The following is a 13725-nucleotide window of genomic DNA, read 5'->3' as shown; positions in this document are numbered from 1 at the left end:
GCGAGTCGGCGCGCTGATCGCGCTTCTGTCCTGTGACCGCTTTTCGCGTAGTTACGCGGATGTACGCGGATGTACGCGGACTCGGCCCGGCCCCCTCAGTGGGAGCCGGGCCGTCCTGCGTAAATGTGCCGGAACACGGTCCGCGGCCACTGCCAGGCCGCGCCGGCACCGGTCCACACGGGTCGCCCCGCCGCGGGCCGCCCGGCGCGGGCGGTTACGCTCAAGGGGTGGACCCGAAGACCAGGAACCGGATCATGGCCGGTGTGCTCGTGCTGATGTTCGTCGTGGTGGCGGTGGCGGCCGCCGCCCGCTGACCGCGTCCGCCACCGCCCCGTCGCGGCCGCCTCGTACGCCCGGCGCACGACCGTCGCGCCGCGACCGGAGGCCTACCAGGCGAAGGCCTCCGGTGACGGACCCGGGCCGGGGAAGATGTCGTCGAGTGCCGTCAGGAACTCCTCGGACAGGTCGACCTCGACCGCCCGCACCGCCGCGTCGAGCTGGTCCGCCGTCCGCGGGCCGACGATCGGTCCCGCCACGCCCGGCCGCGTGAGCAGCCAGGCCAGCGCCACCTCCGCGGGGTCGAGGTCGTGCTTGGCGACGAGCTCCTCGTACGCCTGCACCTGCTGCCGCACCGCCGGGGTCGAAAGCGCCTGCGCCGCGAGCCCGCCCTTGGAACGGCCCGCCGTGCCCTCGCGCTCCTTGCGCAGGATGCCGCCGAGCATCCCGCCGTGCAGCGGCGACCAGGGGATGACGCCGAGCCCGTACTCCTGGGCGGCCGGCACGATCTCCATCTCGGCGCGCCGCTCGGCGAGGTTGTAGAGGCACTGCTCGCTGACGAGGCCGAGCCGTCCGGTGCGGGCGGCGATCTCGTTGGCCTGGGCGATCTTGTAGCCGGGGAAGTTGGACGAACCGGCGTAAAGGATCTTGCCCTGGGTGATGAGGACGTCGATCGCCTGCCAGATCTCCTCGAACGGGGTCAGGCGGTCGATGTGGTGGAACTGGTAGATGTCGATGTGGTCCGTGCGCAGGCGCTTGAGCGAAGCCTCCACGGAGCGGCGGATGTTGACTGCCGACAGCTTGTGGTGGTTGGGCCAGGGCTCGCCCGCCGCCATGTTGCCGTTGAGCTTGGTGGCGAGGACGGTCTTGTCGCGCCGGTCGCCGCCCTGGGCGAACCAGCTGCCGATGATCTCCTCGGTACGGCCCTTGTTCTCGCCCCAGCCGTACACATTGGCGGTGTCGAAGAAGTTGATCCCCGCGCCGTGCGCGGCGTCCATGATCGCGTGGCTTGCCGCCTCGTCGGTCTGCGGTCCGAAGTTCATCGTCCCCAGGACGATCCTGCTGACCTGGAGACCCGTGCGTCCGAGCTGCGTGTACTTCATGGGCAACCAGCCAACGTCTTCGAGCGCGCTCAAGGCAAGGGGGCAGGCGGGGCTTTCGGACCTCGCCCGGCTTCACCTACGTGGTCCCGCCCACTGGTCTACGCGGCCTACCAGGCGAAAGCCTCCGGAGACGGGCCCGGGCCCGGGAAGATCTCGTCCAGCGCGCCGAGCAGCTCCTCGCTCAGCTCCAACTCCAGTGCGCGCAACGCCGATTCGAGGTGGGCGGGGGTGCGCGGGCCGACGATGGGGCCGGTCACGCCGGGCCGCGTGAGCAGCCAGGCCAGCGCCACCTCGCCGGGGTCGAGTTCGTGCTTGGCGAGCAGGTTCTCGTAGGCCTCGACCCGGGCCCGCATGGCCGGGTCGGCCAGCCCCGTGGCGGAACGGCCGGCCCGGGTGGTGCGCGATACCGCTCCCTCGCGCTCCTTGCGCAGTGCGCCGCCCAGCAGCCCCTGGTTCAGCGGCGACCAGGGGATGACGCCGAGCCCGTACTCCTGGGCGGCCGGGATGACCTCCATCTCGGCGCGGCGTTCGGCGAGGTTGTAGAGGCATTGCTCGCTGACGAGGCCGAGCCGTCCGGTGCGGGCGGCGGTCTCGTTGGCCTGGGCGATCTTGTAGCCGGGGAAGTTGGAGGTGCCCGCGTACAGGATTTTGCCCTGGGTGATGAGGACGTCGACCGCCTGCCAGATCTCCTCGAACGGGGTGGCCCGGTCGACGTGGTGGAACTGGTAGATGTCGATGTGGTCGGTGCCGAGCCGCTTGAGCGAAGCCTCCACGGCGCGGCGGATGTTGACCGCCGACAGCTTGTTGTGGTTGGGCCAGGACTGGGTGCGCCAGGAGTTGCCCTGCGTCATGTCCCCGTACATCTTGGTGGCGAGGACGACCTTGTCCCGGCGGTCGCCGCCCTGAGCGAACCATGAACCGAGGATCTTCTCGGTGAGCCCCTTTTCCTCGTCGACGCCGTAGATGTTGGCGGTGTCGAAGAAGTTGACGCCCGCGTCGAGGGCGGTGTCCATGATCGCGTGGCTGCCGGCCTCGTCGGTCTCGCCGCCGAAGTTCATCGTGCCGAGGACGAGACGGCTGACCTGGAGTCCGGTGCGTCCGAGCTGTGTGTACTTCATGCGCCCATCAAATCCTGCTCGTGTGCGCTCTACGCAAGGGCGGAAGGTGCGATGCCTTCCTCAACTCCCCAGCCAGCTCGACGCGTCGAGGCGGAAGGCCTCCGGCGGGACGGCCGTGCGCAGGGACGCTTCGAGCTCGCGCAGCCGGTCGTGGCCCAGGGTTTCGCCCCAATTCCCGCGCAGCTCATCGAAGATGGCGGCCGAGCGGGCGAGGGCGTCGAGGCCGTACGGGGTGAGCCGGACCAGTTTGCGGCGGGCGTCGCCGGGGTCGTCGGCGCGCTCGGCGTAGCCCAGCCCGATGAGGCGGTCCACCGTTTTGCCGGCCGCCTGCTTGGAGACGCCGAGCCGCCGGCCGATCTCGCTCGCGGTCGACCCGGGCAGCCCGATCGCCTGGAGGGCGAAGCCGTGGGCCGGGCGCAGCTCGGGGTGGCCCTGGCGGGCGAGCTCGGCGTGCAGCCGGTCGATGAGCGAGCGGAACCCGGCGAGGAGGAGCAGGGGGAGCTCGTATCCGGGTGCGTCGCGCGGATCGCTGTCGCGCGGATCGCTGTCGCAGGGATCGCTGTTGCGCGGATCGACAACCTGGTTTACCTTTTTTTCGTCAACCACGTTGTCCATTCTAGTCCCGGGGCCTCGGCGTGAGCCGCACCCGGCCGTACGGAAGTAGGGCTTCACCATGTCCACCACCCTGTTCGCCGAGCACACCCTGGAATCGGCCCCGGCCGCCGCGCGCAAGTCGATGGAGGCGACCGTCCGCCACCTCGGCCGGCTCACCCCGCCCGTGGCGAAGATGGCCACATCGCCGCACCTCCTCGACGGCTTCCTCAAGCTGAACGGCATCTTCGAGCAGGCCACCCTCGACCCGGTCGCGCGCGAGGTCCTCGTCATGACGGTGGCGGTCCGCAACGAGTGCCACGTGTGCGTGGCGATGCACACCGGCCGGCTGCGCGAGCTGGGCGCCGACGACGAACTGGTGGCCGCCCTGCACGAGCGCCGTCCGCTCGCCGACCCCCGGCTGGACGCCGTACGCCGCTTCACCCTCGCGGTCCTCGCGAAGGCGGGCGGCGTCGAGGACGAGGCCGTCCGGGACTTCCTGTCGTACGGATACACCGAGCAGAACGCCCTCGAAGTGGTTCTCGGCATCGGCACCTACACCCTGTCCACGTTCGCGAACCGGCTCACGGGCGCGGGCATGTGATGCCTCCCCGCGTACGTGCGTCATCTCAAGTGGGCCACCACGTACGTCACTTGGAGCCGATGGGGCCGATGTAGGTGCCGGGATGGGTGGCGCCGTCCTGGAGCAGCACCGAGGAGAAGGTCCAGGGCAGGGTGTGGGAGTGGGTCTCGTCCGGCGGGGTGACCACGATGCTCCGCGGCGTGAACTCCTTGCCGTCGCCGCTGTGGAACGGCAAGTAGAAGAGGGTGAAGGTGGTCGTCGCGCCGGGCCGCACCGTGACCGTCGCCGGCGACTCGGCGGTCCCGCGCGTCAGCGACCACCGCGTGGCGCCGCCCACCAGGTCGACCCCCGGATAGCCCTTCATCGCACAGGCCTTGGCGGCCTGGTTGGTCAGCGTGACGGTGAGGGTGCCTTGCGCTTCCTCCGCCTGGGCGCCGCTGCCGGGGGCGATGGCGAAGGCGAGCTGGGAGGTGAGGCAGTGCGAGCCGGCGGGCCCGGTCCCGGGGCCGGTTCCCGCGTTGGTGCCGCCGCCCGAGTTTCCGCCGGAGGGGGCCATGGTGCGGCCGCCGTCCGCGCCGGCGGAGCCGGAGGGAGTGCCCGTGCCGGTGCCGGTTCCGGTGCCTGTACCTGAGCCGGTGGCGCTGGGGGTGTCGGTGGCGACCTTGCCGGAGCCGCCGCCGTCGCTGCCGCAGGCGGTGAGCGCGAGGGTCAGACCGGCGGTGACGAGGGCGAGGGCGGTGCGGGCTGGGTGGTGGGTGCGCAGGCGCAACACGGCGGACCTTTCGTTCGGTATCCGTTTCTCCGTCCACAGGCTGTGGACCGGGACCGGGGCGGTGGGACCGGGGCGGGACTCGGTGCGTTTCGTGGTTCCGTTCGATTGCTGGGACGATCGTGTCCGGAACGTATGGATCGGGCGTGCGGTTCGGGCGTGCGGCTCGGGTGCATGGCTCGGGTGTGCGGATCGAGCGTACGAAGCGGTTGCGGATCGGTGAGGAGACACTCCCATGTCGGTGGGGCCCATCGCGGTGAGCTGGTCGCACGGATGCGGGGTGCGGTGATGGAGGCCGTCGACCGCGCCTTCGCGGCGGCGCTGTACATCGAGGGCGACGCCGCGCTCGACACCGGCGCCTCGCTGCTCGCCGCCACGCCCGACGCGGACAACGAACTCGCCCTGCGAGGAAGGGAGTTCGTGCGGCGCGCCTGGGAGCGGGGCTGGCAGCCCGCCGATGTCGTACGGATCGTACGGCGGGATTTGGACGAGCCGCACGTACGCATGCTCAGCGTGCTGATCCGCGACGAGCTGGCCCGTTACGAGCGGCTGCCCGCGCGGTGGCAGGGGCAGGTGGACGAGCTGCCGCGCGAGGCGTGGCGGGCCGACCGCTTCTCGTACGCCACCGCTGTCCTTGAACTGTACCGGCTGCTGCTCGCGCTGCCCGCGATCGAGCCGGCCGGGCCCGTGCCGGGTGCCTCGGTGCTCGGGCCGCCGGTGCACGGCGAACCCAAGACGCTGGCCCGGATCCGGGCGCTGCTCGCCAAGGCCGAGGCGACGGGGTTCCCCGAGGAGGCGGAGGCGCTCAGCGCCAAGGCGCAGGAGCTGATGGCGCGGCACAGCGTGGACGAGGCGCTGCTCGCGGGGCGTACGGGCGGTGGGAGCGGCGGCCGGGCCGGCGGGGAGGTGCCGGGGGCGTGCCGGATCGGGGTGGACGCGCCGTATGAGACGGCGAAGGCGATTCTGCTCGACGCGGTCGCCTCCGCCAACCACTGCCGGGCGGTGTGGAACTCCGCGCTCGGCTTCACGACGGTCGTCGGCTTCGAGAGCGACCTGGAGGCGGTCGAGCTCCTCCACACCTCGCTGCTCGTGCAGGGTACGGCGGCGATGACGAAGGCCGAGGCGGCGCAGCGGGCGGGTGGGCGCAAGCGCACGAAGACGTTCCGGCAGTCGTTCCTGCTGGCGTACGCGGGGCGGCTCGGCGACCTGCTGTCTGCGACGGCGCGGCATGTGGAGGCGGAGTTCGGGGGTGAGCTCCTTCCGGTTCTGGCGACGCGGGCGGTGGCTGTCGCGGGGCGGGCGGAGGAGATGTTTCCCCGGACGGTGTCGACGCGGGTGCGGGGGGTGTCCGACGAGTCGGGCTGGCGTGATGGGCGTGCCGCCGCCGACCGCGCCCATCACCCGGGCCTCCGCCCCGGCATCGAGTAACCCCCGGCTCCGCCGCGGCGGGCGCGGCCGCGTGGCTCGGCTCCGCCGCGGTGGGCTCGGGTGGCGGGCTCGGTGCCGGGTGCCCTCCTAGGGGCGCGGGGAACTGCGCGGGTGCCCCAGCACGGTGTGCAGACGAAGGCCGGGGTTGCTGGGGCTCTGCCCCAGACCCCGTTCGCGCCTGAAGGGCGCTCGTCCTCAAACGCCGGACGGGCTGAGGTGGCCCGGGATGGGCGCCCTGCCAAGGGGGAGGGATGCCGATGCCGGCCGCCCGGCCAAGGGCGAGCCACCCAGGGGCGGGCCGCAGGGGGTTCGTGGCGGGCTGCCTGCGAGGGGGATCCGCTCGGGGCGGGGGAACCGTTACGCTCGGGATCATGAGCTGGCTCCGGGCGTTGAAGGAGACCGCCCGTTCGGGGCTGAAGGTGGAGCCGCGTCGGCTCGAACCCCTCGTCGCGCTGCGCGGCGCAGCCGGCCTCGCCGTCGTCGTCGGCATCAGCCTCACCCTCTTCGGCCCTTCCGTCGCCGCGAGCTCCGCGTTCGGCGCGTTCCAGGGCGCCATCGCCACGTACCAGCGCAGCTGGCGCCCGCGCCCCGCGCTCGCCCTCGCCTCCGGGCTCTCCCTCGCGCTCTCCACCTTCCTCGGCTACCTCGTCGGCACCCACTCCCCGTTCTTCCTGGTGCTGCTCGCGCTGTGGACGTTCCTGGCCGGCCTCGCCTGGGCCGTGGGGCCGACCGTCGGGGTGATCGCCTCGTCCAACGTGGCGATCATGCTGGTCACCGTCACGCTGCCCAGCTCGCTCGCCGAAGCCGCCGGGCACGCCGCGATGATCGCGTTCGGCGGGGTCGTCCAGGCCGCCCTCGTCGTCCTGTTCCCCATCCGCCGCTGGGGCGCACAGCGCGACGCACTCGCCGACGCGCTTGCCGCGGAGGCCGACTACGCGCGCAGGCTGCGGCACGACCCGGTCGCCCCATTCGACCCGCAGCCCCTCATGACCGCCCGCCTCGCCGCCGCCGTCACCCCGCGCGAGGCCCGTCGGCGTCCCTCCGAACTCCACGGCTCCCGCGGCGTCGCCGAGCGCATCCGCCCGGTGCTCGCCTCGCTCGCCGACCCGGCGCTCGGCGTGCCCGAGGAGGGCGAGGAGCGCGACCGCGTACGGGAGTTGCTCGCCGCGGCGGCCACCGTGCTCGACGTCGCGGCCCGCGCGGTGCGGCACGGCGAGGCCGCCGTCATCCCGCCCGCCGCCGAGGCCGCGCTCGCCACCCCCGACACCGGGGCCATCCTCACCGGACCCGCCCGCCGCGCCGCGGCCCGGCTCATCGCGCTCCTCGCCGACGTCGTGGAGACCGCCCAGGGCAGCGGCACGGGCGCGGGAGCGGAGCCCCTGCTCCGGCCCACCCTGCCGCGCCTGGTCCCGCTCGCCCTGCGCACCATGCGCGCCGAAGTCACCAACCGGCACTCGCCCGTGTTCCGGCACGCGGTGCGGGTCTGCGCGGTGGCCACGGCCGGCTATCTGCTCGGCCACGTCCTGCCGTTCGGCCACGGCTACTGGGCCCCGATGGCCTCGGTGATGGTGATGCGGCCGGACTTCTCGCTCACCTACGCCCGTGCGGTCGCCCGCTTCGGCGGCACCCTCGTCGGCGTCGCCCTCGCCACCGGCATCGTGCAGCTCACCCACCCGGACACCGGCCTCTCCGCCGCCATCGCGGTGACCTGCGCGTTCCTGGCGTATCTGCTGATGCGTACGGGCTACGCGGTGCTGAGCGGCTGCGTCTCCGCGTACGTCGTGTTCCTGCTCGGCATGGGCGGCCTCCAGTGGACCCAGACCGTGCCCGACCGGGTCTTCCTGACCCTGATCGGCGGGGCGCTCGCGATGATCTCGTACGCCGTCTATCCGGCGTGGGAGACGCCCCGCCTGCGCACCCGCCTCGCCGACTGGCTCGCCGCGAGCGGACGGTACGCCTCCGCGGTCGTCGCCCACTACGCCGACCCCGGCCGCGGCTCCGGCCCGGTCCGTGAGGCGCTGCTCGACACCCGCGCGGCCCGCATCGCCTGGCAGGAGGCGCTCGACAAGGCCACCCACGAGCCGGTACGCCACCGGGGCCTCTCGCGCTCGTCGGCCGAGGAAGCCGCCCACGCGCTCAGCCAGTTGGGGCGTACGGCCATGCTGATGGAGGCGCATCTGCCGGAGGGCGATGCGACGCCGGTGCCGGCCGCCGCGAAACTCGCCGAGGCGCTGCGCGAAGCCACCGAGCGGGGGGCGAAAGCCGTACGTGAGCGCCGGGTTCCGCACTGGGAAGAAGTCGAGCAGGCCCTGGCTGCGTGGGACGGCGAGGGTGTGCCCGACCGTGTTGTCCGCAGCGGCGCCGGCCTGGTGCTGCACTGCCTCGACGACCTGACCGACGCACTGACCGTGCCGGACGACGCCCCCCAGGCGTGACGTCGTCGCCCCACAAGCGTGACATCGGCGCCTCACAGGCGTGACTCGTGAACCAGAACGCCCTGGACTGCGTCTCTTGCTGGTGCAGACCAGGGATGGGACGCGGGCGGCCCCGGCGAGACCCTGTAACCGCCTGGGCACCCCGCGTGCACGTGCATCTTCCCATGCAGGCGCACATGAACAAAGCTATGATCCGGGTCAGTTGACCATTCACAGGTGTACGTCTGCACATTCCCGGGAGCGACCTTGCACCACGCGTACAACGGCATGGCGGCAGCGGAGCTTCAGGGTGCCGCGTGGCAGAAGAGCCGGCACAGCAATTCGCAGGGGTCCTGCGTCGAATTCGCCAAACTGCCGGGAGGCGGAGTGGCGGTACGCAATTCACGCCACCCCGACGGGCCCGCCCTGGTCTACACCAGAGCGGAGATCGAGGCGATGCTCCTCGGTATCAAGGACGGGGAGTTCGATCACCTGATAGCGGACTGAGCGGCAGCGGGCCGACTGGCGGCGGACTGACTGACTGCCATCGGGCCGACTGGCAGTTGGCCCGACCGGCGGTGGGCTGACCTGCCTCGAATCCGTCGGCGGGCTGAGCCTGGCCCGGTCAGTCGGCGGGCTGGAGGCGGAACAGTGCCCAGACGACCTTGCCGCCGACCGCCCCCGTCAGCGGGTGCCAGCCCCAGCTGTCGGCGAACGACTCGACCAGGAACAGGCCGCGGCCGGACTCCGCGCCGAAGTCGTCCCGCTCGCGCTCGACCGGGCTGTCGTCGCTGGGGTCGCGCACCGCGCACACCAGCCGGCTGGTCCAGCGCATGAGATGCAGGCGTACCGGCACCTCGGTCTCGCGCGGGGTGTCCGCGGGCAGCGCGTGGCGCAGGGCGTTGGTGACCAGTTCGGAGACGACGAGCGCGACGTCGTCGAAACACTCGGCGAGGTCCCACTGCGTCAGCGTGGATCTCGTGAACTTCCGTGCCCCGCCCACGGCTTCGAAGCGGGCGGGCAGCGCGCAGGACGCGGAACCCGCCACGGTCGAGGGGTCGAAGGGGGGAAGCGCCTGCCGCAACGGCTGACAAGGCTCCAGCATGGTCGATCCATTCGTCCCCATGCGAGGCACTCCCGGGTTCGCGGCCGTGGCGGTACAGGACGCAAGCGACTAGACGCAGTTGAGCACGCAGGTGCGCGAGGGCCATGGTTCCGAATGCTTGGGCCCGATGCAAGGGCAGATGCACGTGCACGCGACCGACCTGTCCCTGCCCGTGCCGTTTCTTGCTCATTTCTTCCTCAGAAGTTCCTCAGGCCGATTTCGCTCCTTGACCATTTCCGTAATCGCGCGGGTACGGGGTGAAGCGTTTTGATGGCAGACTGCACCGCACCATTGGATGGGGAGGGCGGCGAAGTGACCGCAGGGGAGGCATGGGGATCCCCCCGGCCGAGCGCAGTCGAGGCCGGCGGAGGCTCCGTGGTCCGGCGCATTCTGCTGGGCTCTCAACTCAGGCGCCTGCGTGAGTCGCGCGGCATCACGCGGGAAGCCGCCGGGTACTCGATCCGGGCGTCCGAGTCCAAGATCAGTCGTATGGAGTTGGGGCGCGTGAGCTTCAAGGCCAGGGATGTCGAGGACCTGCTCACGCTCTACGGCGTCGGCGACGAATCCGAGCGCATGTCCCTGCTCGGCCTCGCCAAGGAGGCCAACATCGCGGGCTGGTGGCACAGCTTCGGCGATGTGCTGCCCGGCTGGTTCCAGACATATATCGGTCTGGAGGGCGCCGCCTCGGTCATCCGTATCTATGAAGTCCAGTTCGTGCACGGCCTGTTGCAGACCGAGGCCTACGCCCACGCCGTGGTCTCGCGTGGCATGCAGGGAGCGCCCGCCGCCGAGATCGACAAGCGGGTCGCGCTGCGTCTGGAGCGGCAGAAGGCCCTGGTGTCCGAGCGGGCCCCCCAGTTCCACGCGGTACTCGACGAGGCCGCGCTGCGCCGCCCGTACGGCGAACGCGACGTCATGCGGGGCCAGTTGAAACATCTCATCGAGATGTCGGAGCAGCCCAACATCCACCTCCAGGTGATGCCGTTCAGCTTCGGCGGGCACGCGGGCGAGAGCGGCGCCTTCACGATGCTGCGGTTCCCCGAGTCGGACCTGTCGGACATCGTCTATCTCGAACAGCTCACCTCCGCACTGTATTTGGACAAGGCGGAAGAGGTCGCGCAGTACGAACGCGCGATGTCGCGGCTGCAACAGGACAGCCCCGGCCCGGAGGAAAGCCGCGATCTTCTGCGCGGACTCCTTCAACTCGGCTGACTCATCAGTAGGATGACGTCACATCAGGCCAGTTACGCGGTTGACCGCGCGGAGCCGGCGGACACAGCAGTAGGGGATGGCATGTCCTTCTTCACCGACCTCGCGTACCAGTTCATAGACGGCCAGTGGCGCACCGGCAGCGGGTCGTGGGACATCATCGACTTCGATCCGTACAACGGCGAGAAACTCGCCGCCATCACCGTCGCCACCGTCGACGAGGTCGACGAGGCCTACCGCGCCGCCCAGCGCGCGCAGCGCGAATGGGCCGAGACCAACCCGTACACCCGCCGGCTCGTCTTCGAGCGCGCCCTGCGGATCACCGAGGAGCGCGAGGCCGAGATCATCGACGCGATGATCAGCGAGCTGGGCGGCACCCGGCTCAAGGCGGTGTACGAGGTCCATCTCGCCAAGGAGTTCCTGCGCGAGGCGATCCAGCTGGCGCTGCGCCCCGAGGGCCGCATCCTGCCGTCGCCGGTCGACGGCAAGGAGAACCGCGTCTACCGCCTCCCGGTCGGTGTGATCGGCGTGATCAGCCCGTTCAACTTCCCCTTCCTGGTGACCATCAAGTCCATAGCCCCGGCACTGGCGTTGGGGAACGCCGTCGTCATCAAGCCGAACCAGAACGCGCCGGTCGTCGGCGGCGGGCTGATAGCCAAGATCTTCCAGGACGCGGGGCTCCCCGCCGGCCTACTGAACGTCCTGGTCACCGACATCGCCGAGATCGGCGACGCGCTGATAGAGCACCCCGTACCGAAGGTGATCTCCTTCGCGGGCTCCGACCGCACCGGCCGCCATGTCGCCTCGGTCGCCGGCAGCCACTTCAAACGCGTCATCCTGGAGCTGAGCGGCAACAGCGCGCTGGTCGTCCTCGACGACGCCGACCTCGACTACGCGGTGGACGCGGCGGTTTTCAGCCGCTTCGTCTACCAGGGCCAGGTCTGCATGGCCGCCAACCGGATCCTGGTCGACCGGTCGGTGGAGGAGGAGTTCACGGCCAAGTTCCTCGCGAAGGTCGCCTCACTCAGGACCGGCGACCCGGCGGATCCGGCCACCGACATCGGCCCCGTCATCAACACCTTCCAGGCGGACGCGCTCACGTCACTGGTCGACCAGGCACTGGCCGAGGGCGGCACCGCGCTGGTCCGGGGCAGCACCCACGGCAACCTGGTGGAGCCCACCGTCCTCGCGGGCCTGCCCGCCGACTCCTCGGTCCTGCGCCAGGAGATCTTCGGTCCGGTCGCCCTGCTCATCCCCTTCCATGGGGAGGAGGAGGCCGTACGCATGGCGAACGACAGCCCGTACGGCCTGAGCGGCGCCGTGCACACGGCCAATGTGGAGCGCGGCGTGCGGTTCGCCAAGCGGATCGAGACCGGGATGATGCACGTCAACGACTCGACGATCCAGGACGAGCCGCTGGTCGCCTTCGGCGGCGAGAAGTACTCGGGTCTCGGGCGGCTGAACGGCGACTCGACGGTCGAGGCGTTCACGACCCAGAAGTGGATCTCGGTGCAGCACGAGCGGAGCCCGTTCCCGTTCTGATCCGGCCCGAGGGCGCCGGGAGCGCCGGCAGTCTCGATAGAGGACAGGGTCTGACCTCTATGCGGCCTACCGTGGTTCTCGTCGGCGGGGCGGGGCGGGGCGGGGCGGGGCGGGGCGCGGGATGCGCCGCCGGAGTCGCTGACGCAGGCCAACGAGACCCGGATGAAGGCGGTTTGACGATGGTTACGCACGTTCCCTCCGAAGCACATGGCGACGAGCGCGGGGCGCTCCTGCATTTCGTGGAGGCCCAGCGCGGCGCCCTGCGCCGCTCGGTCATCGGCCTCACCGACGAGCAGGCCGCGACCCGCCCGAGCGCCAGCGAGCTGTCCCTGTCCGGGCTGCTCAAGCACAACGCCGAGTGCGAGCTGAACTGGCTGCGGATGGCGCAGCAGCGGCCGAACGAAAAGCAGCGCGACCAGTCCAACTGGCACGAGAGCTTCCAGTTGACCGGCGACGAGACCGTCGAGGGAATCCTGGCCTTCTGGGACGAAGTGGCGCTCGAAACCGAGGAGTTCGTCCGCAAGGTGCCCTCGCTCGACGACACCTTCCCGCTGCCGCCGGCCCCGTGGTTCCCCAAGGACGGCCGGGTCTCGATGCGCTGGCTGATGATGCACCTGGTCGAGGAGTTCGCCCGGCACGCCGGGCACGCCGACATCATCCGTGAGTCGCTCGACGGAAAGACGGCGTTCGAGCTGGTGGCTGCCGCGAACAGCTGAGGTCATAGGCTGGCGGCCATGTCAACCATCCGCCTCCTCGTGCTCGGCGCGGTGCGTCAGCACGGCCGGGCCCACGGCTACCAGGTGCGGAGCGACCTGGAGTACTGGGGCGCCCACGAGTGGTCCAACGCCAAGCCGGGGTCGATCTACCACGCGCTGAAGCAGCTGGCGAAGCAGGGCGCGCTCCTCGCGCACGAGGTGGCGCCCAGCACGGCCGGCGGGCCGCCGCGCACGGAGTACGAACTCACCGGGGCCGGCGAGGAGGAGTACTTCCGGCTGCTGCGCGAGGCGCTGTCCTCGTACAACCAGAAGCCGGACGTGATGTCGGCGGCGATCGGCTTCATGGTGGACCTGCCCCGCACGGAGGTCCTCGCCCTGCTCCGGGCCCGCCTGGAGAAGCTGGCGGCGTGGCGCGGGTCGGCGACGGAGTACTACCTGGGGGGCAAGGGGGCGGAGGAGTTCGGGCACATCGGGGAGATCATGAACATGTGGGTGCACGCTTCCGATGCGGGGGCGGAGTGGACGCGGGGGCTTGTTTCCCGGATCGAGGGGGGCGCGTACGTCTTCGCGGGCGAGGCGGCTTGACCCTCCGGGACGCGGCCCGTCCTCCCCGCCGGGATTTCGCGCAGTTCCCCGCGTCCCTTGACTACTCGATGCCGGCCCGCATGGACATCCTCAGCCCGTCCGGCGATTGGGGACGAGCGCCGTTCAGGCGCGAACGGGGTCTGGGGCGGAGCCCCAGGGAGCTGCACTCTCAAGTAGCCTCACGGGCGGGTGGGTGGGCAAGCGCCGTCGGGGTCTGGGGCGGAGCCCCAGGGGGCTGCTCTCTCAAGTAGCCGCACGGGCGGGTGGGTGGGCAAGCGCCGTCGGG

13 protein-coding genes are annotated in these 13725 nt (G+C 71.1%); 8 read left to right on the top strand and 5 right to left on the bottom strand.

All coding sequences use genetic code 11. The features are described from left to right. Positions 1–386 precede the first annotated feature (386 nt). From AB0D31_RS33830 to AB0D31_RS33820, 3 genes are all read right to left on the bottom strand, one after another. Positions 387–1379, bottom strand: a complete 993-nt coding sequence (locus tag AB0D31_RS33830) for an aldo/keto reductase (protein ID WP_362730489.1) — start codon at positions 1377–1379, stop codon at positions 387–389. A 107-nt stretch (positions 1380–1486) separates the two neighbouring features. Further along, positions 1487–2497 (bottom strand): aldo/keto reductase, encoded by a 1011-nt coding sequence (locus AB0D31_RS33825; protein WP_362730486.1) that lies wholly within the window; start codon positions 2495–2497, stop codon positions 1487–1489. Between the two features lie 60 nt (positions 2498–2557). Beyond that, positions 2558–3112 (bottom strand): MarR family winged helix-turn-helix transcriptional regulator, encoded by a 555-nt coding sequence (locus tag AB0D31_RS33820; protein ID WP_362730483.1) that lies wholly within the window; start codon positions 3110–3112, stop codon positions 2558–2560. A 58-nt stretch (positions 3113–3170) separates the two neighbouring features. Here AB0D31_RS33820 and AB0D31_RS33815 point away from each other — a divergent pair, with 58 nt between their 5' ends. Continuing rightward, the gene (locus AB0D31_RS33815) at positions 3171–3692 is read left to right on the top strand and encodes a carboxymuconolactone decarboxylase family protein (protein WP_362730480.1); all 522 of its coding nucleotides are present in this window, start codon (positions 3171–3173) and stop codon (positions 3690–3692) included. 46 nt (positions 3693–3738) lie between these two features. On the opposite strand, the gene AB0D31_RS33810 is transcribed toward AB0D31_RS33815, so the two are convergent. Continuing rightward, positions 3739–4443, bottom strand: coding sequence for a DUF4232 domain-containing protein (locus AB0D31_RS33810; protein ID WP_362730477.1), 705 nt, complete (start codon positions 4441–4443; stop codon positions 3739–3741). 285 nt (positions 4444–4728) lie between these two features. On the opposite strand from AB0D31_RS33810, the gene AB0D31_RS33805 reads away from it, so the two are divergent. From AB0D31_RS33805 to AB0D31_RS33795, 3 genes are all read left to right on the top strand, one after another. Continuing rightward, entirely contained in the window at positions 4729–5868 is a 1140-nt protein-coding gene (locus AB0D31_RS33805) for a DUF2786 domain-containing protein (RefSeq protein ID WP_362730474.1), read from the top strand. Positions 5869–6239: 371 nt separating this feature from the next. Further along, positions 6240–8303 (top strand): FUSC family protein, encoded by a 2064-nt coding sequence (locus tag AB0D31_RS33800; RefSeq protein WP_362730471.1) that lies wholly within the window; start codon positions 6240–6242, stop codon positions 8301–8303. Positions 8304–8549: 246 nt separating this feature from the next. Beyond that, positions 8550–8789: a DUF397 domain-containing protein gene (locus tag AB0D31_RS33795; protein WP_053724624.1), complete on the top strand. Its 240-nt coding sequence runs from the start codon at positions 8550–8552 to the stop codon at positions 8787–8789. A gap of 118 nt (positions 8790–8907) precedes the next feature. On the opposite strand, the gene AB0D31_RS33790 is transcribed toward AB0D31_RS33795, so the two are convergent. Beyond that, the gene (locus AB0D31_RS33790; protein ID WP_362730468.1) at positions 8908–9408 is read right to left on the bottom strand and encodes an ATP-binding protein; all 501 of its coding nucleotides are present in this window, start codon (positions 9406–9408) and stop codon (positions 8908–8910) included. Positions 9409–9699: 291 nt separating this feature from the next. Here AB0D31_RS33790 and AB0D31_RS33785 point away from each other — a divergent pair, with 291 nt between their 5' ends. The 4 genes from AB0D31_RS33785 (at position 9700) to AB0D31_RS33770 (ending at position 13439) form a co-directional block, all read left to right on the top strand. After that, on the top strand, positions 9700–10599 hold the full coding sequence (locus AB0D31_RS33785) for a helix-turn-helix transcriptional regulator (RefSeq protein ID WP_362730465.1): 900 nt from the start codon (positions 9700–9702) through the stop codon (positions 10597–10599). An 81-nt stretch (positions 10600–10680) separates the two neighbouring features. Next, entirely contained in the window at positions 10681–12138 is a 1458-nt protein-coding gene (locus AB0D31_RS33780) for an aldehyde dehydrogenase family protein (RefSeq protein ID WP_362730462.1), read from the top strand. A gap of 179 nt (positions 12139–12317) precedes the next feature. Then, a complete protein-coding gene (locus AB0D31_RS33775; RefSeq protein WP_362730459.1) occupies positions 12318–12854 on the top strand; it encodes a DinB family protein in 537 nt (178 codons plus the stop codon). Positions 12855–12872: 18 nt separating this feature from the next. Next, a complete protein-coding gene (locus tag AB0D31_RS33770; RefSeq protein ID WP_362730457.1) occupies positions 12873–13439 on the top strand; it encodes a PadR family transcriptional regulator in 567 nt (188 codons plus the stop codon). Positions 13440–13725 lie beyond the last annotated feature (286 nt).

Origin of the sequence: Streptomyces sp. NPDC048361, from assembly GCF_040651795.1 — a bacterium.
GTDB lineage: Bacteria > Actinomycetota > Actinomycetes > Streptomycetales > Streptomycetaceae > Streptomyces.
Note: the sequence above shows the minus strand (reverse complement) of the source record. Positions and strands in the feature narration are given on the sequence as shown.